Source organism: Paenibacillus sp. FSL R7-0179 (assembly GCF_038002265.1).
GTDB lineage: Bacteria > Bacillota > Bacilli > Paenibacillales > Paenibacillaceae > Paenibacillus_AQ.
Map to the genome: position 1 here is coordinate 2,594,298 of NZ_JBBOCC010000002.1, position 24,647 is coordinate 2,618,944.

18 protein-coding genes are annotated in these 24,647 nt (G+C 53.4%); 16 read left to right on the plus strand and 2 right to left on the minus strand.

Translation table 11 applies throughout. The features are described from left to right. Positions 1-2: 2 nt before the first annotated feature. The 7 genes from MKX63_RS27780 (at position 3) to kdpC (ending at position 8,670) form a co-directional block, all read left to right on the plus strand. Entirely contained in the window at positions 3-2,663 is a 2,661-nt protein-coding gene (locus MKX63_RS27780) for a sensor histidine kinase KdpD (protein ID WP_341021750.1), read from the plus strand. After that, positions 2,656-3,372: a response regulator transcription factor gene (locus tag MKX63_RS27785; RefSeq protein WP_341021752.1), complete on the plus strand. Its 717-nt coding sequence runs from the start codon at positions 2,656-2,658 to the stop codon at positions 3,370-3,372. Before MKX63_RS27780 ends, MKX63_RS27785 begins: the two co-directional genes overlap by 8 nt. A 249-nt stretch (positions 3,373-3,621) precedes the next feature. Continuing rightward, positions 3,622-3,948, plus strand: coding sequence for a hypothetical protein (locus MKX63_RS27790; RefSeq protein ID WP_341021754.1), 327 nt, complete (start codon positions 3,622-3,624; stop codon positions 3,946-3,948). Between the two features lie 231 nt (positions 3,949-4,179). Further along, positions 4,180-4,257 carry a potassium-transporting ATPase subunit F gene (locus MKX63_RS32615; protein ID WP_445323565.1) on the plus strand — a complete coding sequence of 26 codons (78 nt, stop codon included), beginning with the start codon at positions 4,180-4,182 and terminating at the stop codon, positions 4,255-4,257. Positions 4,258-4,276: 19 nt separating this feature from the next. Next, entirely contained in the window at positions 4,277-5,953 is a 1,677-nt protein-coding gene (kdpA, locus tag MKX63_RS27795; protein WP_341021756.1) for a potassium-transporting ATPase subunit KdpA, read from the plus strand. A gap of 18 nt (positions 5,954-5,971) precedes the next feature. Continuing rightward, positions 5,972-8,005: a potassium-transporting ATPase subunit KdpB gene (gene kdpB / locus MKX63_RS27800; RefSeq protein WP_341021757.1), complete on the plus strand. Its 2,034-nt coding sequence runs from the start codon at positions 5,972-5,974 to the stop codon at positions 8,003-8,005. 44 nt (positions 8,006-8,049) lie between these two features. Further along, positions 8,050-8,670, plus strand: a complete 621-nt coding sequence (gene kdpC, locus MKX63_RS27805; RefSeq protein WP_341021759.1) for a potassium-transporting ATPase subunit KdpC — start codon at positions 8,050-8,052, stop codon at positions 8,668-8,670. 157 nt (positions 8,671-8,827) lie between these two features. On the opposite strand, the gene MKX63_RS27810 is transcribed toward kdpC, so the two are convergent. Further along, on the minus strand, positions 8,828-9,997 hold the full coding sequence (locus tag MKX63_RS27810) for a hypothetical protein (protein ID WP_341021761.1): 1,170 nt from the start codon (positions 9,995-9,997) through the stop codon (positions 8,828-8,830). Positions 9,998-10,086: 89 nt separating this feature from the next. Between MKX63_RS27810 and MKX63_RS27815 the strand changes: the two genes are divergently transcribed. From MKX63_RS27815 to MKX63_RS27845, 7 genes are all read left to right on the plus strand, one after another. Then, positions 10,087-12,408 carry a universal stress protein gene (locus tag MKX63_RS27815; RefSeq protein WP_341021763.1) on the plus strand — a complete coding sequence of 774 codons (2,322 nt, stop codon included), beginning with the start codon at positions 10,087-10,089 and terminating at the stop codon, positions 12,406-12,408. Positions 12,409-12,577: 169 nt separating this feature from the next. Continuing rightward, positions 12,578-13,519 (plus strand): ketopantoate reductase family protein, encoded by a 942-nt coding sequence (locus tag MKX63_RS27820; protein ID WP_341021764.1) that lies wholly within the window; start codon positions 12,578-12,580, stop codon positions 13,517-13,519. Between the two features lie 565 nt (positions 13,520-14,084). Next, positions 14,085-14,486, plus strand: coding sequence for an IS200/IS605 family transposase (gene tnpA, locus MKX63_RS27825; protein ID WP_076154137.1), 402 nt, complete (start codon positions 14,085-14,087; stop codon positions 14,484-14,486). 6 nt (positions 14,487-14,492) lie between these two features. Next, positions 14,493-15,566, plus strand: a complete 1,074-nt coding sequence (tnpB, locus tag MKX63_RS27830) for an IS200/IS605 family element RNA-guided endonuclease TnpB (protein WP_341021765.1) — start codon at positions 14,493-14,495, stop codon at positions 15,564-15,566. A gap of 168 nt (positions 15,567-15,734) precedes the next feature. Next, positions 15,735-16,220: a nitroreductase family protein gene (locus tag MKX63_RS27835; protein WP_341021766.1), complete on the plus strand. Its 486-nt coding sequence runs from the start codon at positions 15,735-15,737 to the stop codon at positions 16,218-16,220. 44 nt (positions 16,221-16,264) lie between these two features. Next, the gene (locus tag MKX63_RS27840) at positions 16,265-18,010 is read left to right on the plus strand and encodes an ABC transporter ATP-binding protein (RefSeq protein ID WP_341021769.1); all 1,746 of its coding nucleotides are present in this window, start codon (positions 16,265-16,267) and stop codon (positions 18,008-18,010) included. Next, positions 17,994-19,835 (plus strand): ABC transporter ATP-binding protein, encoded by a 1,842-nt coding sequence (locus tag MKX63_RS27845; protein ID WP_341021771.1) that lies wholly within the window; start codon positions 17,994-17,996, stop codon positions 19,833-19,835. Before MKX63_RS27840 ends, MKX63_RS27845 begins: the two co-directional genes overlap by 17 nt. Positions 19,836-20,054: 219 nt before the next feature. Here MKX63_RS27845 and MKX63_RS27850 read toward each other — a convergent pair whose 3' ends face one another. Continuing rightward, positions 20,055-21,461: a transposase gene (locus tag MKX63_RS27850; protein WP_341015997.1), complete on the minus strand. Its 1,407-nt coding sequence runs from the start codon at positions 21,459-21,461 to the stop codon at positions 20,055-20,057. A gap of 743 nt (positions 21,462-22,204) precedes the next feature. Between MKX63_RS27850 and MKX63_RS27855 the strand changes: the two genes are divergently transcribed. Together MKX63_RS27855 and MKX63_RS27860 are read left to right on the plus strand one after the other, a co-directional pair. Beyond that, on the plus strand, positions 22,205-22,885 hold the full coding sequence (locus MKX63_RS27855) for a response regulator transcription factor (RefSeq protein ID WP_341021772.1): 681 nt from the start codon (positions 22,205-22,207) through the stop codon (positions 22,883-22,885). Beyond that, positions 22,882-24,636 carry a sensor histidine kinase gene (locus tag MKX63_RS27860; RefSeq protein ID WP_341021774.1) on the plus strand — a complete coding sequence of 585 codons (1,755 nt, stop codon included), beginning with the start codon at positions 22,882-22,884 and terminating at the stop codon, positions 24,634-24,636. The genes MKX63_RS27855 and MKX63_RS27860 overlap by 4 nt, the downstream gene beginning before the upstream one ends. Positions 24,637-24,647: the final 11 nt, after the last annotated feature.

Genomic DNA, 24,647 nt, shown 5'->3' on the forward strand with positions numbered 1-24,647 from the left:
AGATGATAGGGGAAAATACAGCGAAGAAGCGGCGCGGAAGGCTGAGGATATTCTTCAGCTATGTACCGGGAGCAGGGAAGACCCGGGCGATGCTGGAGGCTGCCCATGCGGAACAGAAGAACGGCCTGCAGGTGCTGGCGGGCTACATTGCAGCCCATGACAGAGCAGATACAGCGGAGCTTATTAACGGTCTCGAGCTGCTGCCGCCGCTGGACATTCCTGTAAACGGGACCACCCTGCGGGAATTCGACCTGGACCAGGCGATCTGCAGGAGGCCGGACCTGATTCTGCTGGATGAACTAGCCCACATCAATGCTCCGGGAGTGCGCCACAAGCGGCGGTATCAGGATGTGGAGGAGCTGCTGCGCGCGGGAATAGATGTCTACACTACGGTTAGTATAGAGCAACTGGAAAGTATGACCGATGTGGTAGCATCCATGACCGGAATGGCTGAACCCGCGCATATTCCCGACAGTGTGTTCGATCGTGCGGACCAGGTCGAGTTCATTGATATCAGTCCGGACGTTTGGCTGGAGCGTCTGCATGAGGGGCGAATCTTTTCCACGGAACCGCTCCGGCAGGAGGCTGGTGAACTGTACACATCGCAGAAGCTGAGTGCTTTGCGGGAAATGGCTTTAAGGTACAGGGCGGATCAATTCAAACGTTATGAGGGCAGACTGGGGGAACGGGCAGTCGAAGCCAGCTTGTACAGCAGAGAACATATCCTGGTCTGTCTGTCGTCGGCAATATCCAATAAGAAGGTCATCCGCACAGCGGCGAGAATGGCCGAAGCTCTGCAGGGGGAATTCACTGCTCTCTACGTGGAGACCTCTCGAACGAAAGAGTTAACGGCAAGGAACAAGTCGGAGCTGCGGGAGAATCTGCGGCTGGCCGAACAGCTTGATGCACAGGTTGCCACTGTGTACGGAGAAGATGTGCCGGGACAGATCGCCGAATATGCCAAAACCAGCCGGGTCTCCAAAATTATCCTGGGCCGGTCGCAGAATCGCAGCCGCTGGTCAGTCGGGTCCAATTTCGTAGACAAACTGACGGCTGCTGCCCCGAATATCGACATCTATATCATCCCGGATCAAGAGTCTGCCTTGCAATCCAAAATCCCGCAATATGCCAGACCTCCGCTTCTCACCCTGGCTGATACGGGCAAGACCCTGGGGATTCTGCTGGTCTGCACGATCATCGGGTTATGGTTCAAGGTTCTCGGCTTCAGTGAAGCGAACATTATTACAGTCTATATTCTGGGTGTTTTGCTCGATGCGATGGTTACAAAAGGACGGTTGTACAGCGCGGTGACATCGATTTTGAGCGTGCTGGTCTTTAACTATTTTTTCACCGAGCCTTATTTCTCGCTTCAGGCCTATGATTCCGGGTATCCGGTGACCTTCCTCGTGATGCTGGCCGCCTCGTTCATCACCAGTACGTTGACACTGCGGGTGAAGGAGCAGGCCAGGGAATCAGCGCAAAAAGCGTACCGAACCGAGGTGCTTCTGGAGACCAGCCGTAAGCTCCAGCAAGCCAAAGACACGCCCGCCATCCTGAGCGAGACCGCGCTGCAAATGCTCAAGCTGCTGGACCGTAGCATCATCATCTACGAGGTTACAGGGGATGGGCTCTCGGAGCCGCTCGTGTACAGCAAGGATGGGAGCGCGGCGAACGGCCAAAAGGATATGCTGGAAACAGAGCGTGAGGTAGCGGAATGGGTGCTGCAGAACAATAAACGGGCCGGAGCATCTACCGATACCTTCTCTGCCGCCCAATGCCTGTACCATGCGGTGCGAAGCGGCGATACAGTGTTTGCGGTGGCGGGAATTGTGATGCAGCAGGAAGAGCCGCTGGAGGTATTCGAGTCGAGTCTGATGATTGCCATGCTAGGCGAATGCGCCCTCGCGCTGGAGAAAGACAAGCTGAACGAGCTGCAAAAGGAAAGCTCCCTGCAAATCCGGCAGGAGCAGCTGCGCGCCAATCTGCTGCGCGGCATCTCGCATGATTTGCGCACGCCGCTTACGAGTATATCCGGTAACGCGGGCATCCTGATCGGCAACTCGGCGGTGCTGAGCGAGGAGCAGAAGCAGGAGCTGTACAGCGATATCTATGACGATTCGATCTGGCTGATCAATCTGGTGGAGAATCTGCTGTCGATCACCCGGATTGACAATGGGGCGCTTCATTTGAATTTTCAGGCGGAGCTGCTGGAGGAAGTGATCGCGGAAGCGCTGCTGCATGTGAACCGCAACAAGGAGGATCATGTAATCCGGGTGGTGCTCGAAGAGGAGCTGCTAATGGCCAGGATGGATTCACGGCTGATCATTCAGGTGATCATCAACCTGGTGGATAATGCGATTAAGTACAGCGGGGCGGGTTCACATATTACCCTATCCGCCAGACAGGAGAATGGGCTGGTTGTGGTCGAGGTCGCTGACGACGGGCCGGGAATATCCCCGGAAGCGAAGGCCAAGGTGTTCGAAATGTTCTATACGGCGGACAATGTGCGGGGAGATGGCAGGCGCGGTCTGGGTCTGGGCCTTGCGCTCTGCAAATCAATTATTCATGCCCATGGCGGGCATATTGAAGTACAAGATTATGCACCGCAGGGAACGGTCTTCCGCTTCACCCTGCTGGCAGAGGAGGTGAATGTCCATGAATAAACCCATGATTCTGGTCGTCGAAGATGACAAGCCGATCCGCAAGCTGATTACCACAACTCTGGAGACGCAGGGCTATAAATACCATACCGCAGAGACGGGGGAGGCATCCATCCTGGAGGCGGTATCCAGTCAGCCGGATCTGATGATCCTGGACCTTGGTCTGCCCGATATGGACGGTGTGGATATTATCCGGAAAATCCGGGCGTGGTCGAACCTTCCGATCATCGTGGTCAGTGCCCGCAGCGAGGACCGCGACAAGATCGAAGCGCTGGACGCCGGAGCCGATGATTATCTGACCAAGCCCTTCAGCGTGGAGGAGCTGCTCGCCCGGCTGCGGGTCAGTCTGCGGCGAATCCGTGGGGACAGCGAGAAGCTGATGAAGGATTCGGCCTTTTTTGCGAACGGAAATTTGCGGATTGACTATGCGGCGGGCTGTGTCTGGCTGGAGGGTGACGAGATCCACCTGACGCCGATTGAGTATAAGCTGCTGTGTCTGCTGGCGAAGAATGTCGGCAAGGTCCTGACCCATAATTATATCCTGCATGAAATCTGGGGCAGTCCTACCTACGATATTCCGGCGCTTCGTGTGTTCATGGCTACGCTCCGCAAGAAGATTGAGCGCAGCCCTTCCCAGCCTAAGGTGATCCAGACCCATATCGGTGTGGGCTACCGGATGCTGCAAGCGGGAGATGATAGCAGAGTGATTTGAACCGGCTTACGGAAGCCGCATAGCGCGTTTCATAGTGCGTTTCATAGTGTTCCTAACCATGCCTGAGCAGGCATGGTTTTTTTGCCGTTCCGGGGGATGCTGCAAGAGCGGCTGGAGCAGCGTGCCGGCGGTATTTTAACGTAATCTTAATCTGCTGAAGTAAACCCTAATCCTGAACTAATGGCCGGAGTGGTACGCTGAATTCTGAAGTTAACCTACTGGAGAGAAGGCTTGGAGATGGATGTGTGGGTGAGAAATATCGGATGGGTGAGCATGCTGACGGCGCTGCTGGTGCTGATCAAGCGGCATTATGACCGGATCTGTCTGCTGCAAGAGTGCACCTATGAGAATAGCGGGGTGTACGCTGCGGCATACCAGTTTGCCTGCGGGGCTCCGGCCCGTGAGGTCAGTGAGCTGCTTGTGGTAAGCTTCGAGTTCGATCGTCAGGAAACGGAAGTGATCCTTGCCTGGGCGCTCCCGCACCGGATGGAGGCGGACGGGGGTTATGTTGCTTTTATCGGGGCGGTCAACAGGGTGCTGGGTGAAGAGATTTACCGTTCACAAAAGAAGGCTTAGTCCGATCTTAATACAATCTTAATGCGCCTGAGGAAACCCTTACCCTGAACTAATGGGAGAAATGATACGCTAGACCGGAAGTTACAAGAGAGAGATTACCCTAAGGTGAGGAGTGGCAAAAACGATGATGGATGTGTATATGACGGCAATGCTGGCAGCAATATTCACCGTGTTCTATGCGTTTGTACAATGGTGCAGCCGTGTGACCGATGAGCAGGGGGGGACGGAGTAATGGCGGTTGTCCTCACGGCTACTGTGCTGCTGTTTCTATATTTGGGCTATGCTTTGATTCATCCCGAGAAATTCTAACTACTAAGGAGGGCCATCCGTGGGGATTGTGCAGATTGTAGTCGTCATCTTAATACTAGTACTGCTGGTGAAGCCGGTGGGCACTTATCTATATCATGTATTCTCAAATGAACCGAACCGGACAGACCGGGTGTTCGGCGCAGCGGAGAAAGGGATTTACCGTCTGATCGGGCTGAAGCGGCGTGGCGGGATGTCCTGGAAGAAATATGCGCTCAGCTTCATCGTAACGAACCTTGTACTGGTGGTATTTAGTTATCTCTTTCTGCGGCTGCAAAAGGGGCTTCCGCTCAATCCGGGCGGGATTGGCAATATGGAAGAGACGCTGACCTTCAACACAGTGATCAGCTTCATCACGAATACGAATCTGCAGCATTACAGCGGGGAGACGGGCGTATCCTACTTCTCTCAGATGGCGGTCATGACGATGCTGATGTTCACGTCGGCTGCCAGCGGCTTCTCGGTTGCGGTTGCTTTTGTCAGAGGGATTACAGGCCGCCAGTCGGTGGGGAACTTCTTCGAGGACTTTGTCAAGGCGCATATCCGTATCTTCATTCCGCTGGCACTGCTTGTAACAATGGCGCTTGTAGCGCTGCATGTGCCGCAGACGCTGAAGCCTACACTTGATGTGACCACGCTGGAAGGGCAAACTCAACAGATTGCCATCGGTCCGGTGGCCTCCCTGGAGTCCATTAAGCACATTGGCACGAACGGCGGGGGCTTTTTCGGAGCCAACTCTGCGCATCCATTTGAGAATCCGGGTCCGCTGAGCAATGTGCTGGAGATCCTCTCCATGTGGCTGCTGCCCGCATCCCTGCCGTATATGTACGGGAAGTTTGCCGGGAACAAGCGGCAGGGCTGGATGATTTTTGGCGCGATGATGACGCTGTTCGTGGTATTGCTTGGAGTAAATTACGCTGCGGAAAGTGCGGGCAACCCGGCGGTTAACGCCATGGGCATAGACGCTTCACAGGGCAGTATGGAGGGAAAAGAGGTCCGGTTCGGCATCGCTCAGTCGGCGCTGTTCACCACCGTTACAACGGCGGCCACTACCGGCAGTGTGAACAATATGCACGATACGCTGACGCCGCTCGGCAGTATTACCCCGCTGACCCTCATGATGCTGAATAACGTGTTCGGCGGCAAAGGTGTCGGGCTGATCAATATGCTCATGTATGCGATCCTCGGCGTGTTCCTCTGCGGGCTGATGGTGGGCCGGACGCCGGAGTTCCTGGGCCGCAAGATTGAAGCGCGGGAGATGAAGCTGATCGCCATCGCGATTCTGATTCATCCGCTGATTATACTGATGCCGACAGCGGCTGCTTTTCTGACAGAACTCAGTAAAGGCAGTATCAGTAACCCCGGCTTCCACGGAATGACCCAGGTGCTGTATGAATACGTATCGGCTGCGGCCAATAACGGCTCAGGCTTCGAAGGGCTGGCGGATAATACCTCCTTCTGGAATATCACCACCGGGGTTGTCATGCTGCTGGGCCGGTACGTCTCGATGATCGCCATGCTGGCGGTTGCCGGTTCCCTGCTGCGCAAGAAGCCGGTGCCGGAGACCATTGGGACCTTCCGCACAGATAACGGCCTGTTCACTGGCATCCTGATTGGTACGGTGCTGATTATCGGCGCGCTGACCTTCCTGCCGGTGATTGTCCTCGGTCCGGTTGCAGAATATTTGACTTTACGGTAGGGAGAGGGAGAGAAGAGAATGAGTACTGTACACAGAAAGAAGCTGCTGACGGGTCCCATCCTGCTAAGTGCTGCCAAGGATAGTCTGGTGAAGCTGAACCCGGTGACACTAATGAAGAATCCGGTCATGTTCGTCGTGGAGGTGGGGACGGTTATCGTCTTGCTCATGGTGCTGGCACCCGTTTATTTCCATGCGGAGCATGCGGTAGGCTTCAATATCACCGTGTTCTTCATCCTGCTGTTTACCGTGCTGTTTGCTAACTTCGCGGAAGCGCTGGCGGAGGGCCGGGGCAAGGCGCAAGCCGATTCGCTCAAAAAAACCAAGCAGGACATCACCGCTAATAAGCTGGCGGGATCAGGGGTCAAGCAAGTACCGGCCTCTGAGCTGCGCAAAGGCGATATTGTAGTCGTCAGCCAGGGCGAACTGATTCCTGGAGACGGGGAAGTGACCGAGGGGCTGGCTTCTGTGGACGAATCGGCTATCACCGGGGAGTCGGCACCGGTCATTAAGGAAGCCGGGGGTGACTTCGGCTCCGTGACCGGCGGTACCCGCGTAGTCAGCGACCAGATCAAGGTGCGGATCACGAGTGATCCGGGGGAATCGTTCCTGGACCGGATGATCTCGCTGGTCGAAGGGGCGAAGCGCCAGAAGACACCGAATGAGATTGCCCTGAACACGCTGCTGATCAGCCTCACGATTATTTTCCTGATTGTCGTCGTCACCCTGCGTCCCATCGCGGATTATATCGGGGTGAAGCTGGAGATTCCGGTCATGATCGCACTGCTCGTCTGCCTGATTCCGACCACCATCGGCGGGCTGCTGTCGGCCATCGGGATTGCGGGCATGGACCGGGTGACGCAGTTCAACGTCCTGGCAATGTCCGGGAAGGCGGTGGAAGCCGCCGGGGATATCAACACGATGATTCTGGATAAGACGGGGACGATTACCTTCGGGAACCGGATGGCCAGTGAGTTCGTTGCGGTAGGCGAAGCAACTGTAGCCGAGCTTGCCGCCTGGGCGGCGGTCAGCTCGCTGAAGGATGAGACGCCGGAAGGGCGCTCGGTCCTGGAGCTGGCGAAGAAGCTGGAACTCCAATATGACAGCAGCCTCGCGGACGGCGGGGAGTTCATTACCTTCAAGGCAGAGAGCCGGATGAGCGGGATGGATCTGCAGGACGGGCGCTCAGTGCGTAAGGGAGCGGTCGATTCCGTGAAGAAGTGGGTGCTGTCCCGGGGCGGCAGCGTGCCGTCCGATCTGGATACCCACTCGGATGCCATTGCACGGCTGGGCGGCACTCCGCTCGCGGTTGCCGTAGACAACCGGATCTATGGGCTGATCTATCTGAAGGATACGGTGAAGCCCGGGATGAAGGAGCGCTTCGACGAGCTGCGCAGCATGGGGATCAAGACGATTATGTGCACAGGGGACAATCCGCTGACCGCCGCTACGATTGCCCGTGAAGCCGGGGTCGATGATTTTATAGCCGAGAGTACTCCGGAGGATAAGATTGCGGTGATCCGCCGGGAGCAAAGCGAGGGCAAGCTGGTCGCCATGACAGGAGATGGAACGAATGACGCTCCCGCTCTGGCCCAGGCCGATGTGGGGCTGGCGATGAACAGCGGTACAACCGCTGCCAAGGAAGCGGCCAATATGGTCGATCTGGATTCTGATCCGTCCAAGATCATCGAGGTTGTAGCCATCGGGAAACAGCTCCTAATGACACGCGGGGCGCTGACCACGTTCAGCATCGCTAACGATATTGCCAAGTATTTTGCAATCATTCCGGCGATGTTCACGCTCGCTATTCCTGAGATGGAAGCTCTGAACATTATGGGGCTGAGTTCCCCAAGCTCGGCGATTATCTCGGCGCTGATCTTCAACGCGATCATCATCCCGCTGCTGATTCCGCTCGCTATGCGCGGGGTCTCCTATAAGCCGATGAGCTCCTCCAGACTGCTGACGCGCAACATTGTCATCTATGGTCTGGGCGGAGTCGCCGTTCCCTTCGCCGGGATCAAGCTGATTGATATGCTCGTCAGTATATGGATCTAGAAGGTGCGGCAGACGATTGACTATACAAGGAGGGCGTATTCATCATGGCACAATCTATTCACGAGACAGACGGAGAGCAGGTCTCCGCTTCAAAAGCTGCTTTTTTCTTCACTACAGTAAGGTTAAGCATTGTATTCATTATTCTCTGCGGAATGATCTATCCGCTGGCTTCCACCGCGCTTGCCCAGGTGCTGCTGCCTGCCCAGGCGAACGGCAGCCTGCTGAAGGATGCGTCCGGGAAGGTGGTCGGTTCTGCGCTGATCGGGCAGAGCTTCACGAACCAGGCTCTGTTCCAGAGCCGTGTATCGAGCATCGGGTACAAGGCCGAAGCTTCGGGCTCGAATAACTATGGTCCATCGAATCCTGATATGCTACAACGCACCAAGGACTCCATTGCCCAGTGGAAGCTGGATAATCCCGGCGTCCCTGTAAGTCAGCTCCCTGTGGATTTGATTACGAATTCCGGCTCGGGTCTTGATCCGCATATTTCACCGGCTGCGGCGCTCGTGCAGGTTCCCCGGATCAGCAAGCTGACCGGCATTCCGGCAGCTACCCTTGAAGCGCTGGTGAAGGAGCATACCGAAGGGCGCGACCTGGGACTTTTCGGAGAGAAACGGGTGAATGTGCTGAAGCTGAATCTGGCGCTGACGGAGGTGGCGAAATAAGCAGGAGCGGACTGTCCCTCATATGTGAGCTATGTTGCAGTTCCTTAGCCTTTAGCAGTAAGTGTTATTTTGGGAGAGAGGAATATTTAGATGCAAACAAGCCCGGAGCATCACGAGGACACTGCCGGGCTTCCCACATTCTTTTTGGGGAAATGTGCTAGCGGATTTTTTTCCAGGTCAAGCCGTTCTCCGAAAGGGAAATTCCGCCCTGATAGCCAATGCCGATAAACCATTGGCCCGCCTGAATGACATTCATGTTATTAGGTACGGTTAAGCCAAGGTCCGTCATCGTCCATTTTACCCGGTCTGACGAAATTCCAGCTTTGATGCGAATCACACCGGGGCTGTACCAGTACTTAACAAAGGTATAGTATTTGCTGCCCTTCTTATAGATCGGGCTTCGGCCAAACGGATTCACGATAGCGGAGGGAGCCTTCTGAATGGCAAACAGAATTCCGTTCTTGGAGGTATAGGTATTTCTCTCATCAAACAAGGTGATTACGCCATCCGGCGTATACCCTTCTTCCAACTTGAAATTGTAGCTCGTTTGGGGAACGTCATTCACACTAAACTTGTAGTTGAGGTCCTTTTTGACTGTTCCCGATTGCTGGGTCCAGCTTGTCAAATTGGTCGACGTATACAGAACAAGCTCCGCATAGCGATTGTCACTGGCATCCGTCAGGAACTGGTTGCGGGACAACGTCATGGCCTGTCTTGATAAGAACTCATACTCCCCACAGTAGGCAGAGTATATGTTGCCGTTCCAGGTCAAGTAGTGCACTTCGACGGGCAACAGGCCGGCTTCCTTCCAATTCACTCCATTAGAGGACATATATATGGGACTGATATCATCCGCTTGGCTGCCGATCAGCACATATTGCCCATTTAAAAACTGAACATTGCCGATGGTTGTCGCTTTCCCGTTGCTTGATTCCAGGGTGAAGGGAGTCCATTTGTCGCCATTCGCAGACGTGTAGTTGCCAATCGCGGAATTGTATGAATTCACATGAATGACAGATAAGAAGAAACGTCCCTTGGCATAAAAAACGTTGTACATGTCACTGGAAGGCAGTTTTCGGGAGACCCATTTGTTCCCGTTGTTGTGTGTGACATTCAGGTAGGACGAGTTGGACACGGCGATGATGGTACCTTGTCCATCCGCTGCGATGGTGTTAATTCCATCGCCTGTTGCCCGGTCAAAGGCTAACGGAAACTCCACTTCTTTGGCGGCTGCTTCCGGAGAGGGACTTGTTCCCTCTGCAAATGAAGCCGGGGCCAGCGACACCAGTAAACAAAGAACAAAAAGCCACTTTTTCACATTGCGCATAATTTTCCTCCTATGGTGGGTACAGCATTAAGAAGAAAATTATAGCATATATGGAGGATGTGCAGAGACTATTTAAAGAAGGTGAGCCGGTGCCACCCTATAAACGCAAGTCTCCTGAGGAGATTCTATATTCTATCTACCGGCTCCAGCGGGGACGGCTGAAGATCATCATCGGCTCGGTCAGCGGCTCCGGCAAAACCTATCATATGCTGGAGGAAGGCAAGCTGCTGAAGCAGCAGGGGATCGATGTGGTGATCAGTGCGGTCTCGACGATGGGCCGGGCGGAGACGGTTCAGCAGCTTGGCGATCTGGAGCGTGTGCCCAGTATTCACTGGCTGAAGGACGGCAAGGAGGAGAAGGACCTCCCGCTTGATGCTCTGGTGGAGCGCAACCCCGAGGTGCTGCTGGTCGATGGTCTGGCCCACCGCAACCGTGCGGAGGCCCGCTTCCCGACCAGGCTTGCAGACATCCGTTATCTGATGGATCACGGAATCAGCGTAATCACTACTATTAATGTCTATGAGCTGGCCGGTGTGGGGGAGCAAATCTATGAAATGACCGGCATCCGTGCGGAGTGCACCGTGCCGCTCAATACACTGGAACTCGCCGATGAGGTACGGCTGATCGATGTGTCCCCGGAGACTATTCTCAAGCGGCTGGAGGAGGGAGTGCTTGGAGAGGGCGCGCATCCGGCTCTATCCCTCAGGGGCAATCTTGGCGTACTCCGTGAGGTGTCGCTGCGGCTGATGGCGGAAGGGGTCAATGATTCCCTGGAAAAGCACCGCGAGGCCGAGGGACTGATCGGCCCATCCGGCGCGACAGAGCGTATCCTGGTATCCGCGCAGTATCACTGGAATGGTTCCCTCTATATTAGAAGAGGACAGCAGATTGCCAAACGGCTGAACGGAGACCTGCTTATCGTTACCTTCCTCCTGCGCGGCCGCCCGCTGACCAAGGATCAGCAGGTATTCAAGCGCTCCATCCGCAAGCTGACTGAACGGATTCAGGCCCGGTTCGAGGAGCTGGAGCTGCTGCGTCTGCGGATGCTGCCCACCATGCTTGTGCGCTATGCCATTCAGAACAATGTCACCCGAATTGTGATGGGGCATTCGCAGAAAAGCCGCTGGCAGGAGAAGTGGCAGGGCTCCATAGCCAGCCGTGTCCTGCGGCGGACGCGGAATATCGATGTGTTCCTGATGGCTGACCGTGCCGAGCAGGAAGGAGAACGGGTGCTGCCGATCCGTCCCGCCGTGAAGATGGCGGCAGAACCGTTCCACCGGCTGACCGGCCGGGAGCTGGAGCGGCGGATCGAGGACATCCGCCGGGGTACCTTCAAGGTGTATATCGGTGCAGCCCCCGGCGTGGGCAAAACCTACAAGATGCTCCAGGAAGGCAATCTGCTGCTGGGCAGGGGCATCGATGTGGTCATCGGACTGCTGGAGACCCATGGGAGAGAGGAAACCGGCAAGCAGGTAGGCAAGTTAACGATGATTCCAAGAGCGCGGATTGCCTACCAGTCCACTGAGCTTACAGAGATGGACACAGCGGCCATTATCGCCCGCCGTCCCGAGGTGGTGCTGGTGGATGAGCTGGCCCACACCAATGTTCCCGGAAGCGTGACCCGGAAGCGATATGAGGATGTCATCCAGCTGCTGGAGAACGGAATCTCAGTGATTACAACGGTTAATGTGCAGCATCTGGAGAGCCTGAACGATGCGGTGGAGCAATTAACCGGTGTGCGTGTGCGCGAGACGGTGCCGGATGCCATCCTGCGGATGGCGAGTGAGGTGGAGCTGATTGATGTCACTCCGCAGATGCTGCAGCAGCGGATGCGGGAAGGGAAGATCTATGCGCGGGAGAAGGTCAATCAGGCGCTGGAGTCTTTTTTCAAAATAGGCAATCTAATCGCCCTGCGTGAGCTGGCCCTGCGCGAGATTGCCGATGATGTGGATGAGCGGCTGGAGGCCTGGGAACGGGAGCCTGCCTTGCGTGGACCTTGGAGCAGACGGGAGGTCATCTTCGTCTGTGTAGACACAGGGCCGCAGGCTGAACGGCTGGTCCGCCGCGGCTTCCGCATTGCACACCGCCTGAAGGCGGAGTGGCATGTACACTACGTACACTGTGCCCGCATGAAGACAGCGGAGGAGCAGAAACGGCTGGATACGCTGAAGGCTTTGACCGAACGGCTGGGCGGGGTTATGGATATTACGGAGGCGGGAAGCCGCAAGCATCTCTACAAGCATCTGCTGAAGCGGATGAATGATATGCAGACTACGCAGGTAATCATCGGGCAGTCCCGCAGACCCTTCCTGCGCAGCTTGTTCAGAGTGAGCTTTGTTCAATATCTGCTGCGGCATGCCCGGCATATGGATATGCTGATCGTGGCCCTTCATACGCAGATGATGGAATGAGGCGGCTTAGCGTCGTAGGAGCGGTACGGTAATGTACAATTTACACGGGTTTGTTCAGTAATTGACATCCCCGGCACCATTGGCAATTGCGTGATTGAGTCCCCGCCGCTAACATAATGAACAGATGTTCATTTAAATACAACTGTTTGAAGCGGAGAGGGGATTCGAAATGCGAATATTAGTGATCGGTGCAGGGGTAATAGGCAGTTATTTGGCACATGTGCTGGTACGGGGCGGGAATGAGGTCACCCTACTGGCCAGAACGAAGCGGGCGGGCCAATTGCAGAAGGACGGACTGGTCCTTCGGCATTATTTTCAGCGTAAAACGACTGTGGATCAGGTGAAGGTTATATCCGAACTGCGGAGGGACGATGTCTATGATCTGATCTTCGTAGTGATGAAATACAATGACTTCCCGGCCGTGCTGCCGGCGCTGGCGGACAACGGTAGTAAGAATATTGTGCTTGTAGGCAATAACGGGGATACCCGCGGGATGCAGCATTTCTTCCAGGAGAACAGCCGGATTCCGCAGAATATTGCGTTTGGCTTCCAGATAAACGGGGGGACCCGCGAGGAAGATGGGCGTGTTATCGTTGTAAGCGGTGGCGGCAGGATGGTGCTGGGCAGTCTGGAGGGGGAGATTCCGTTCAAGACGGAGCTTGCGGAGGCCTTCCGGCAGACGAAGTATAAGCTGGATTATTCGCAGGATATTAACGCCTGGCTCCTCAGTCATGCGGTTTCAATTATTCCGGTGATGTCAGTCATTTATCTCTATGATTTTGATCTGGCAAAAGCAAGCAAAGACTCTGCCCGCTGGAAACAGGCAGTTGCCCTAATGGATGAAGGGTTCCGCGTGCTCTCCGCGCTGGGCTTACCCGTTAACCCCGCCACCCTGGTTAACGGGGCGAAGAAGCACCCGGCACTGCTCGCCCAAGGGTTGAGATTGTTACAAAAGCTGCCCTTCATGAAGCTGATCGATGGCTCATTCAGCGAGATTGCAGCGCTCTATCAGGCCTTTGAACCTCTAATGCAGCAAGCTCGCCTGTCCACACCGGCGTGGGATGACTTCAAGCAGCAGACGATGAGGAAATATGCGCTGGAGCAGGCTTAGGATGAACGGATGCACCGAGAACAATTGAACTGATGAACAGAGCAACTCCTCCAACGAACAGCTCAGAAAGCTCCGCTTAGGCGGAGTTTGCTGGGCTGTTTTCGCTCTTGTGAGTAGGTGGGGGCACAATGTAATCGGAAAACCGATTACATTGTGCTCGCGAGAGGCCAGATGACTGGATGTAATCGGAAAACCGATTACAATGCGCTCGCGAGAGGCCAGATGACTGGATGTAATCGGAAAACCGATTACAATGTGCTCGTGAGAGGCCAGATGGCCAAATGTAATCGGAAAACCGATTACATTGTGCTCGCGAGAGGACAGATGGGTAAGGCTGTTTTTGCCCAGGAGCCCATTCACTTTCAGCATAAAAAAATCATTAACACCATATACATAATGTTCCAATTAACTTATGAAGTCTTGTGATTTAACCCTCAGTTGACAGAATTCTCCCATCTTCTTTAAGTGGGGGATGAATGGAAACGGTCTAATCTACATGGATTCTAACCGTCTAAGATGCTATAATAAAAGTATTCAGTCGTATCTTGGAAAGGTCAGTGAATCAATGAAATTAGACTCGAATAACCATTCAGTGTTCTCCCTTCACTTCCACCTTATTCTAGTCATCAAGTATCGTAGGAAAGTCATTACAGATCCAATATCCGAACGTCTGAAAGAGATATTTGCATACATTCAGCCTACTTACAATGTGACTTTGCAGGAATGGAATCATGACAGGGATCACGTTCATGTCCTAATGAAAACGCATCCTAATACCGACATTTCTAAATTTCTCAACGCTTATAAGAGTGCATCATCCAGGCTGATCAAGAAGGAGTTTCCTACCCTCCGAAAATCACTTTGGAAAGAGGCTTTTTGGTCACGCTCCTATTGCTTGCTTACAACGGGTGAAGCGCCAATAGACGTCATTCAAAAATACATCGAAAATCAAGGTGTGAAAGGGTGATCGCCATTGCTGAAAGCCTACAAATACCGTATCTATCCAAGCCATGGGCAACAACACTACTTCGCTAAAGTGTTCGGATGCGTTCGCTTCATCTACAACAGAATGCTTGCAGATAAAATGGAACATTACAAGCAAACGAAAACGATGCTGAGGAATACACCTGCACAATACAAAAAGGAATTCGACTGGCTGAAAGAAATCGATAGCCTTGCCTTAGCGAATACACAAGTGAACTTAGACAAGGCTTATAAGAATTTTTTACGGGATAAGAAAACGGGATTTCCTAAATTCAAGAGCAAGAAGACGAATAATCATAGCTTCACAACGAATAACCAAAATGGAACAGTGGCTATAGAAGATGGATATCTCAAGATTCCAAAGCTAAAAACGGGCATCAAAATTAAGCTGCATCGCCCATTCGTGGGGCTGATCAAGTCATGCACGATTTCAAAAACACCAACGGGAAAGTATTATGCTTCCGTATTGGTTGAAACGGATATCGTGCAGTTGCCCAAAATACATACGAAGATTGGCGTTGATCTTGGGCTGAAAGACTTTGCGATTACTTCAAATGGCGAAATCATATCCAATCCTAAATACTTGCGTACGTCTGAAAAGCGATTAGCGAAGCTGCAAAAGGATGTATCGCGGAAGAAGAAGGGAAGCCATAACCGTCATAAGGCTAGGCTGAAAGTGGCCAAACTGCATGAAAAAATAGCGAATCAGCGTAAAGACTTCTTGCATAAAACGTCTGCCAAAATGATAAACGAAAACCAAGTCATCGTGATGGAAGACTTACGTGTAAAGAATATGATGCAGAATCACAAACTTGCAAAAGCGATTAGCGAGGTATCTTGGCGTATGTTCCGTTCCATGCTTGAATATAAGGCTCAATGGTATGGCAGAGAACTGATTATTGCCCCTAAGCACTATGCAAGCAGTCAGCTTTGCTCCTGTTGCGGTTATAAGAACGCAGAGGTGAAGAATCTCGCCTTGCGAGAGTGGACTTGTCCAGAATGTAACGTGCATCATGATCGGGATGTAAACGCTGCTCAAAACCTACTGAAACTAGCCATGTGATATTGCAAGGATTGGGCTAGGGACTAGCCTTTGAGCTTGGGGAAACTTGGAGCAGTAGCTTCATTGACCAAGAAGCCGCCACCTCTTAGGTGGATGGTAGTTCACCGTGTTAAAGAGATATGCTTATTATCATGTGGATACAAATACAACTGAGGGAGTGGACTAACTATGACTATTATCGATACTATTCAAACGCGAAGAACGATTAAGGCCTTCCGGCCGGACCCGATTAAGGAGGAGGAGCTGAATACTTGGCTGGAAGCCGCCAGCTATGCTCCGAACCACCGGATGAATGAGCCGTGGGAGCTGCTGTTCATTGGGCCGCAGACCCGGGCAGCGCTGAACCATAAGACTGATTTCGGCGGTGCTCCGTTACTGATTGGAGTCTTATCCAAGTCTGCTGCTTCGACAGTGGAGCGTGAAGAGAACATCATGGCTGTGTCCTGCTATATCCAGAATTTCATGCTGGCGGCCCATGCGGCAGGAGCAGGTGTGTTCTGGTCATCACTCGGCGGTACAGCCAAGGGCCGTGAGGTGCTGGGCGTTCCTGAAGAACAAGATGTTATTGCGGTGCTTGCCGTAGGCTATCCTTCGGAAATGCCCGCTGCCAAGCAGAGAACGCCAATGACCGATAAAATCACATATTTACCCTAAAGGGACGAACGGATGCAACAACTGATGAGATGAAGGTGAACTGAATGTGGAAGCTCAGGGGCTTCATGAAGCCGTACGCGCTCTGGAGCGTGCTTGCCCCGCTGTTAATGGTAGTTGAAGTAGTGATGGACCTGCTGCAGCCTGCACTTATGGCCAGCATTGTGGATAAGGGCCTGATGAAGAATGATTTATCACATATCCTTTCAACAGGCGGAATAATGATTGGAATCGCTATCATCGGGATGACCGGCGGTGTGGGTTGTGCGATTTGTGCAAGCATTGCTTCACAGAATTTCGGCAATGATCTGCGTCTCAAGCTGTTTGAGCATATCCAGACCTTCTCGAACCGCAATCTGGACCGGCTGAAGACTGGCTCGCTGATCACCCGGCTGACGAACGATGTAGTGCAGCTTCAGACCTTCGTGCAGATGATTCTGCGGAGCTTCGTGCGGTCGCCACTGCTGCTGATCGGCAGTCTCGTTATGGCGGTTCGGATCAGTCCGTCTCTGGCGATGATCCTGCTGGCTGCGGTGCCGCTGCTGTTCATTCTGCTGTTTGTACTGATCCGGCTTTCTTTTCCGTTATTTGCCCGGATGCAGGAGAAGCTGGATGGGGTGAGCAATGTGCTGCAGGAGAATCTCACCGGCATTCGTGTAATCAAGGCCTTCGTCCGTGGAGACCATGAGCAGAAGCGCTTCGATACCGCCAATACCGGCTATACGGATACCGGAATCCGGGCGATCCGCCTGATGGCGCTGAATATGCCGCTAATGATGCTGATTCTGAATGCCAGCATTATTGCCGTACTCTGGTTCGGGGGACTACAGAACTGGAACGGGACACTGCCCGTTGGTGAACTAATTGCCTTCATTAACTATGTTACTCAATTGCTTATGTCGATGATGATGCTGAGCACGATGCTAGCCTTCGTATCAAGGGCCAAGGTGTCGGGAGACCGTGTAAATGAAGTATTCGCCGCCACAAGTGAAATTACCGAAGCGCCTGCGGCGGATCAAGCAGCCATTACGCTAGGACGGATTGAATTCAGAAAGGTCTCCTTCGCGTATAACCGCGGGGATGATAATCTTGTACTTGAGGATATCAGCTTTGCAGCCAGTCCCGGGGAGACGATCGCTATTCTGGGGGCTACCGGAGCAGGAAAGTCTACCCTGGTTAGTCTGATTCCAAGATTCTATGAGGTCTTGTCCGGTGCCGTTCTGATCGACGGAACGGACATCCGGGAGATTGGCATAGAGCATTTGCGGAGCAGAATCGGCTTCGTAATGCAGCAGTCTTTGCTGTTCAGCGGCAGCATTAGGGACAATATCCGTTACGGACGGCCGGAAGCAACAGATGAAGAAGTGGAGCAGGCGGCTGTGGCCGCAGAGGCGCATGGATTCATCACAGCTATGCCGCAAGGCTACGACACGCAGCTCGGGCAACGCGGGGTGAACCTGTCTGGCGGACAAAAGCAGCGTCTGTCCATTGCACGCGCACTGCTGATCAAGCCGTCTATTCTGATCCTGGATGACAGCACCAGTGCTCTGGATGCGGTTACAGAAGCAAGCATCCGCCTGCTGCTGAAGATAGAGCTTCAGAATTGTACGGTCGTTATGATTGCTCAGCGGGTATCTTCTATTATAGATGCCGACCGGATCTTGATTCTGGAGAATGGCCGAATCGCCGCGCAGGGTACGCATAACGAGCTGATGGCAGGCAGCGAGATCTACCGGGACATCCGTCACTCCCAGCTGAAGGAAGAGGAGGAGCCTTATGTCCAATCCACGTAAAAGGGAGCAGGCTCCCGGCGGACCTGGAGCATTAGTCGGCGGGCCTCCGGGCCGGGCTGGTGTTACACCCAAGGTACGCCCGAAGAACAGCAAGGCAACGATCATCCGCATCTGGTCCTATCTGAACCGTCAGCGGACAGGGCTGATTATGGTCTATGTATTCACGATTCTGAATGCTGTGCTTGCCCTGATCGGACCCTACCTGCTAGGAAAAGCCATTGATACCGCGATCCTCCCGCAGGATTACAGTCTGCTGGTCCGGTTCTGTCTCCTTCTGGGCGGCATTTATCTGCTGGGCAGTGCCGTCTCTTGGGTGCAGGCTTACGTGATGACCTCCGTCTCTCAGCGCACGGTGTATGAGCTGCGGCGGGACCTGTTCGCCAAATACCAGGAGCTGCCGGTCAGCTTCTTCGATATCCATGCTAACGGTGAGTTGATGAGCCGCGCGACCAATGACATAGACAATGTCTCGAACTCACTGAATCAGAGTGTAACCCAGCTGTTGAACAGTCTGATTACACTAAGCGGCTCTCTGGTCATTATGCTGATGCTGAATGTTCCCCTCACGGGAGTTGCTATGGTAACCATTCCACTGGTCGTGCTGGCGAGCCGCCGGATTACCGGCTTAAGCCGGATCTACTTCAAGGATCAGCAGCAGCATCTGGGTGAGCTGAACGGCTTCATTGAAGAAGCGGTCAGCGGCCAAAAGGTGATTAAGCAATACCGCAGAGAACAGGCGGAGGTTACCAGATTCCGCGGAATAAGCGGGGAGCTTAATAAAGCGAGCATCAAGGCGCAGATTGTATCCGGCCTGGTAGGCCCGGTAATGAACCTGATTAACAATCTGAACTTCGCGCTGATTGCCGGAATTGGCGGCTGGATGGCTTATCGGGAGTTGCTTACCGTGGGGGTCATCGTCAGTATGCTGAACTATGCCAAGCAGTTCGGCAGGCCCGTCTCCGACCTTGCGAACCAGTATAACCTGATCCAATCGGCAATCGCCGGAGCGGAGCGCGTATTTGAATTGATGGATATGCCCTCCGAATACAGCGGGGAGCAGCCTCAGGAGCTGGAGCGGATACGCGGGGAAGTTATTTTCCGGGATGTAGTGTTCGGATACAAGGCGGGCGAGCCTATTCTGAACGGGGTAAGCTTCACTGCGCAGCCGGGCGAGACGATCGCCCTGGTCGGGCCGACCGGTGCAGGGAAGACGACCATTGTCAACCTGCTGACGCGCTTCTATGAAGTGAGCGGCGGTGAGGTGCTGATCGACGGCAGGGATATCAGGGAGTTCAATAAAAACGGGCTGCGCCGTCAGCTCGGAATGGTGCTGCAGGATGCCCATGTTTTCTCGGGAACCATTCGCGAGAATATCCGGTTCGGCCGTCTGGAGGCCACGGACCGTGAAGTGGAAGAAGCGGCCAATCTGGCCAACGTCAGTGGCTTCATTGCGCGGATGCCTCAGGGGTACGACACACTGCTGGGTACAGACGGGACCACCTTGAGCCACGGCCAGCGCCAGCTCTTGACCATTGCCCGCGCCATTCTGGCCGATCCGGCTATCCTCATTCTGGATGAGGCAACGAGTAGCGTGGATACCCGGACAGAGATGCATATCCAGCAGGCCATGCGGACACTGATGAAGGGCCGCACCAGCTTCGTGATCGCCCACCGGCTTAGCACTATTCAGGATGCTGACCGGATTCTGGTCATCCAGGGCGGCCAGATCGCCGAGCAGGGAAGCCACAGCCAGCTTCTTGCGCTGCAAGGGATCTATTCCGAGCTGTATAACAGCCAGTTCAAGCAAGCCTTTGAAGCCGGGTAAGCAAGGCGCATAAGATATGAAAGTCGAACAGCGATCCTCCGGTTAGTTGAGAATCGCTGTTTTGCGTTATGGCTTGAGGGAAATCCTGCACAGTATACAACAATGCGCATGATCCAGCACCATGCTGAGGGAATTCCTGCACAAAGGAGTCAATTTCATAATTCAGTTTACTGAAAAGCAAGATTGGTCCAAAATCTAAGGTCATATTTTTTAAAAAAATCAGGCCACTTGCTGGGAGTCTCTCAACTGCTGATTCAATTTGTCTAATGCAAACTTACTCAAATTGTACGCGAGCGTACTGAGCTGGAAATCGACACTTGCCCGGACACCCCGGTGACGTGTGCGTTTCATCCCGAAATACTCTTTGAGATAGGCAAACACACGCTCCACGGCCGTCCGCTTGTTGTACAGGGTGGTAAAACTTTCGCTACCTCTGGCGGGATAAGTGTGCAACCGCAAATCCGTTTGCATGCGAATTTTAAACACTTTTTGGCAATCGGAACCGGAAAGCTCACAGCCTTTGCATTCGCTAGGCCGGGTGTACTTCAGGGTCTCATACTTGGCATCAAAACTGTCGTAACGGTACGTATGTCCTTGAGCGCACACCGGCGTGTAATCCAGATTCATTCCTGCAGGCGGGTCTTTATGGTGAATCAGGGAAATCGCAGGATAGGCGCCGAGCGTATGAATCAACTGGTAGATTGCCGCGCAGTCGTAGCCTTTGTCGCCCAAGATATGCTTGACCTTTAGCATCGGAAACTTTAGGAGCAGGCCTTTGAGAAGGACGACCGCCATACGCTGGTCATTCGGATTGGCCGAACTAAAGAGCCCACTGAGGATATACTGGCTGTCCGTGTCGACTAGCAGATTCGCCTTGAACCCGTAATAGCTGGTCATTCGGCCCTTCGTATTTTTCTTATCACAACGCGCAGCATGCCGGGGCAACTCGGTCAGCAGTTCATCGTACGTGTACGGCAACATCGCTTCAATGGTTTTCTGGAACGGTCCGAGACTTTGTTCATAGGCTTCCATTTCCTCGCGCCGACGTTCCTTTTCGGCCTGGGATGGACGACCTGGCTTGCTGTACCTGGGTTTCTTCAGCGGCGCGTTCACCGCCTTCGGCTCAGGCTCTTGATGTTCGAGCTGAAGCTGTTCGGCCACCGGAGCTTCGCCTTTCTTTTGCTCCCGGCGAGCCGCACGACGCTTGGAGGCTGATTCGCTAAATTGGCAATCCCATGCCTCAACCATCGAGGAATCCACAGCCAGATGGGTGCCGCTCACAAAACCTTCTTCTAGGGCAGAGGTGACTAGGCGATCCTGAAGTTGTTCCAGCATTCCCGTTTGCGCTAGGGCATGAATCAAACGAGAATAGGAGGCCTGACTGGGAATATTGTCCGAGCCCGTAAACCGGCACTGGACTCGAAATTCGTGGCTATGATTCAATCGCCGGACCAAGGCAGAGACAAACTCGATGTTCTCCATTTTGGCAATCAGCAGCGAGTAGATCATGGCAGGTACGTTTAGTTTTTCAGGCCGTCCACGGTGGCTCTTTTTCCGCAGTGCGAACAGAACTGGAGCTAAATGTAAGTGTTCAAAGATTTGGCTATATTTATCTTCCGGAGCCATCTGGAGCAATTCCTCAAAGGAAAACAGTTCTTCTTGTCGAATAGAATAGATAGGGATTACCTCTTTTCTTCTCGGGTGTTGGTTTCGTCACCTATAACTTCGAGAATTTGGGGAGGTACTCCTTTTTCTATGCTCAAAAAAACCAGGTATAGCAAGGGTTTTGAATTATGAAATTGTCTCCAAAGTACAACAATATGTGTTTCCCAACAGTTAATCTCACCGAATTCCTGCAATAAGTGCAACAATGTGCATGATATGAGCTTAAAAGGATGGATTTCCTGCAAATAGTACAACATTTGTATTCAGTGAGGTGTTCAGTCAGGTGTTCAGTCAGGTGTTCAGTGAGTTGTTTGGTGGGGCGTTCCGTGAGGCAACATCCCTTTCAGAATTGCGTTTCGTGAGACTGCTTTCTATTTCAGATTTGTGTTAAGTAGGACAGCCTACGCTCAAACAGCGGAGCGGGCGGAACGATTGTGTAAAAGCGGAGCGTTCGCCTTTGTGTCCGGATTTTCACCGATTAGGTAAAAATAACATAAATCTGGACACAACAGCGATTGTAACAACGTTCCGTTTGCGCAGCGTCCACCTAAGCTAAGAAGTATATCGGACTCAAACCTAGGGTTTCCCAAGTAACTCCACCATAGTTTTTAGCTAATAATAAGCCAATTTCACCCCAGGACACATAAAGGACATAACACTCGACTATGCTGATAGGTATAAACGGGTTGAAAGCAGGGAGTACATTGAAGAAAAAGTTACTGCTTGTCGAAGACGAGCTGCGTATCCGTGAGCTGGTGTCGGATTACTTCATACAGGACGGCTGGGAGGTGCGCGAAGCCGATAATGGGCAGGACGCGCTCCTATGGTTCGATTCGCTGATGCCGGATCTGCTGATTCTGGATATTATGATGCCCAAAATGGACGGATTTCAGGTATGCCGGGAGATCCGCAAGAAATCGGCGACCCCGATCATTCTGTTGACTGCCAAATCCGCCGATGACGACAAAATACACGGCTTCGAGCTGGGAGCCGATGATTATGTGACCAAGCCGTTCAGTCCCAAGGTGCTGGTGGCCCGGGCCGCGGCTCTGATGAAACGGGTGGAAGGCGCGCACCAGCCAGAATCCGGTGTGGTGAGATTCGGCTCGGCCATCTTCAATACTATGGCGCACCGTCTTGAGGTAGAAGGCGCCGACGTCGAGCTGACCCCGAAGGAATATGATCTCCTGTGGCTGCTGGTCCGCAACAAGGGCCATGTAATCTCGCGGGACACCATCCTCAGCCGGGTCTGGGGAATTGAATTCGAGGGGGACTCCCGGGTCGTGGACAGCCATATCAAGAAACTGCGCAGCAAGCTGGGGTATGAATCCCGCCACATCCGCACGGTCATTGGAACCGGCTACAGATTTGAGGACGAAGAATGAAACGATGGGGAATTACCTTCAAGCTGTTCGTAATGACTGTCATCTTCTTCGTCTGCTTCTACGGGATGGTAATTCTGAGCCAGTTCCTGCTGTTCGACCGCTTCTACCAGGTACAGAAGGAGTCCCGTGTGGAGAAGCATCTGAAGAGCTTCGGGACAAGCTACACCAAAGAAGCCTGGGGCAGAACCCGCACCTCCCGCGAGCTGGTCCGGTTCATGCTGCGCAACAAGACACAGATGGTCATTATGAAGCCGGATGGCCGGATGAAGTCGGAAGATCCGTTCCGCATGAAGCTGATCGATGAGAAGGGCCAGACTCAGGTGATTCCCATGTCCCTGTTCATGAATCAGTTCGGCGACATGCTGAGATCGGCCCATCTGAAGGAGAATGACCGGGTGACTATACAGGGAGAGCATGTCGTCAGCGCAAGCGAGCTCGGGCATCTGTTCTATCCGGTTAATATTACTAAACAAGGCGGAACGCCGGTAGGCGAGGAGGCGGATTCGGACAATACCAGCATTACCGGAACCATTACGGAGCTGGTGCTGCCGGATATGAAAATATGGAGTCCGCGCCAGGGCATCCTGTTCGAGGCCATAGAGGACTGGTTTCCTTTAAATCCGGGTCAGCTGGAGAGCCTGAATAATCTGAACATGGTCAAGGAAGAGTGGACGGCTCCCTGGAGCGGTATCCGCAATTCCGTAATGATTCTGCCCGTGAAGCAGGCCGGCGGAGAGATTGAGCTGTTGTTCTCAGTGACCTCGCTGCAGGATGTTAAGGATTCCAATGAAGCGCTGCGCTGGTTCTTTTTATACCTGGGGCTTGGCGGGTTCGTGCTGATTCTGGTTCTGTCGCTGTTCTATTCCAAGATGGTGACCCGGCCCTTAATCAAGCTCAATAATACGGCCAAACGGATGGTGGCGCTCGATTTCACCGGTCATAACTCCATTCGCCAGAAGGATGAGCTGGGTAACCTGTCCAGAAGCATGTTCACCTTGTCCCAAAGTCTGGACACTGCACTGGGCGAGCTTCGGGAGACGAATCAACAGCTGGTGGAGGAAATGGAGCAGAAGAAGAAGCTGGAGCAGATGCAGCAGGACTTTTTTGCCAGTGCCTCCCATGAGCTGAAGACGCCGCTTAGCATTATCAAGGGCTTCGCCGAGGGGCTGGAGGACGGGGTGAGCGCCGGCAAGCAGGATCATTACATCAAGGTGATTATCGAAGAGGCCGACAAGATGGAGTTCCTGGTAAAAGATATGCTGGACCTGGCCCGCCTGGAGTCCGGCACAATCAAGCTGCGCAAAAGCTCCTTTATGCTAAGCGAAATGACGGAGAAGGTGACCGATAAACTGGTGCATTCCCTTCAAAATAAGCAGCTGGATGTGGTCATTATTCCGGCGAATGAATTGCCCGTGTATGCGGATGCTACATGGATTGAACAGGTGCTCAGCAATCTGCTGACCAACGCAATCCGTCATGCCGAAGAGGGCAGTACCATAACCGTTAGACTGGAGAGTCAGCCTAAGAAGCTTCTGTTCACCATCCACAACAAAGGGGAGCGAATCCCCGAGGATCAACTGGCGCATATCTGGGAGCGGTTCTACCGGATCGAGGCTTCGCGCAGCCGTCTGACGGGCGGAACCGGACTCGGATTGTCCATTGCGAAGCAGATTTTAGATATGCATGGCTGCCAGTATGCAGTGATGAACACCACGGACGGCGTCTGTTTTAGTGTAACCTTTGGAGGCTGAGCCGTCCCCTT

What these genes read in the sequence shown, in the direction of transcription:
- MKX63_RS27850 (WP_341015997.1), bottom strand. Translation starts at nt 21,461, where the DNA reads ATGGCTCCGGAAGATAAATATAGCCAAATCTTTGAACACTTACATTTA.
- MKX63_RS27780 (WP_341021750.1), top strand. Translation starts at nt 3, where the DNA reads ATGATAGGGGAAAATACAGCGAAGAAGCGGCGCGGAAGGCTGAGGATA.
- kdpB (WP_341021757.1), top strand. Translation starts at nt 5,972, where the DNA reads ATGAGTACTGTACACAGAAAGAAGCTGCTGACGGGTCCCATCCTGCTA.
- MKX63_RS27820 (WP_341021764.1), top strand. Translation starts at nt 12,578, where the DNA reads ATGCGAATATTAGTGATCGGTGCAGGGGTAATAGGCAGTTATTTGGCA.
- MKX63_RS27860 (WP_341021774.1), top strand. Translation starts at nt 22,882, where the DNA reads ATGAAACGATGGGGAATTACCTTCAAGCTGTTCGTAATGACTGTCATC.
- MKX63_RS27840 (WP_341021769.1), top strand. Translation starts at nt 16,265, where the DNA reads ATGTGGAAGCTCAGGGGCTTCATGAAGCCGTACGCGCTCTGGAGCGTG.
- MKX63_RS27845 (WP_341021771.1), top strand. Translation starts at nt 17,994, where the DNA reads ATGTCCAATCCACGTAAAAGGGAGCAGGCTCCCGGCGGACCTGGAGCA.
- kdpC (WP_341021759.1), top strand. Translation starts at nt 8,050, where the DNA reads ATGGCACAATCTATTCACGAGACAGACGGAGAGCAGGTCTCCGCTTCA.
- MKX63_RS27835 (WP_341021766.1), top strand. Translation starts at nt 15,735, where the DNA reads ATGACTATTATCGATACTATTCAAACGCGAAGAACGATTAAGGCCTTC.
- MKX63_RS27810 (WP_341021761.1), bottom strand. Translation starts at nt 9,997, where the DNA reads ATGCGCAATGTGAAAAAGTGGCTTTTTGTTCTTTGTTTACTGGTGTCG.
- tnpA (WP_076154137.1), top strand. Translation starts at nt 14,085, where the DNA reads ATGAAATTAGACTCGAATAACCATTCAGTGTTCTCCCTTCACTTCCAC.
- MKX63_RS32615 (WP_445323565.1), top strand. Translation starts at nt 4,180, where the DNA reads ATGGCGGTTGTCCTCACGGCTACTGTGCTGCTGTTTCTATATTTGGGC.
- MKX63_RS27785 (WP_341021752.1), top strand. Translation starts at nt 2,656, where the DNA reads ATGAATAAACCCATGATTCTGGTCGTCGAAGATGACAAGCCGATCCGC.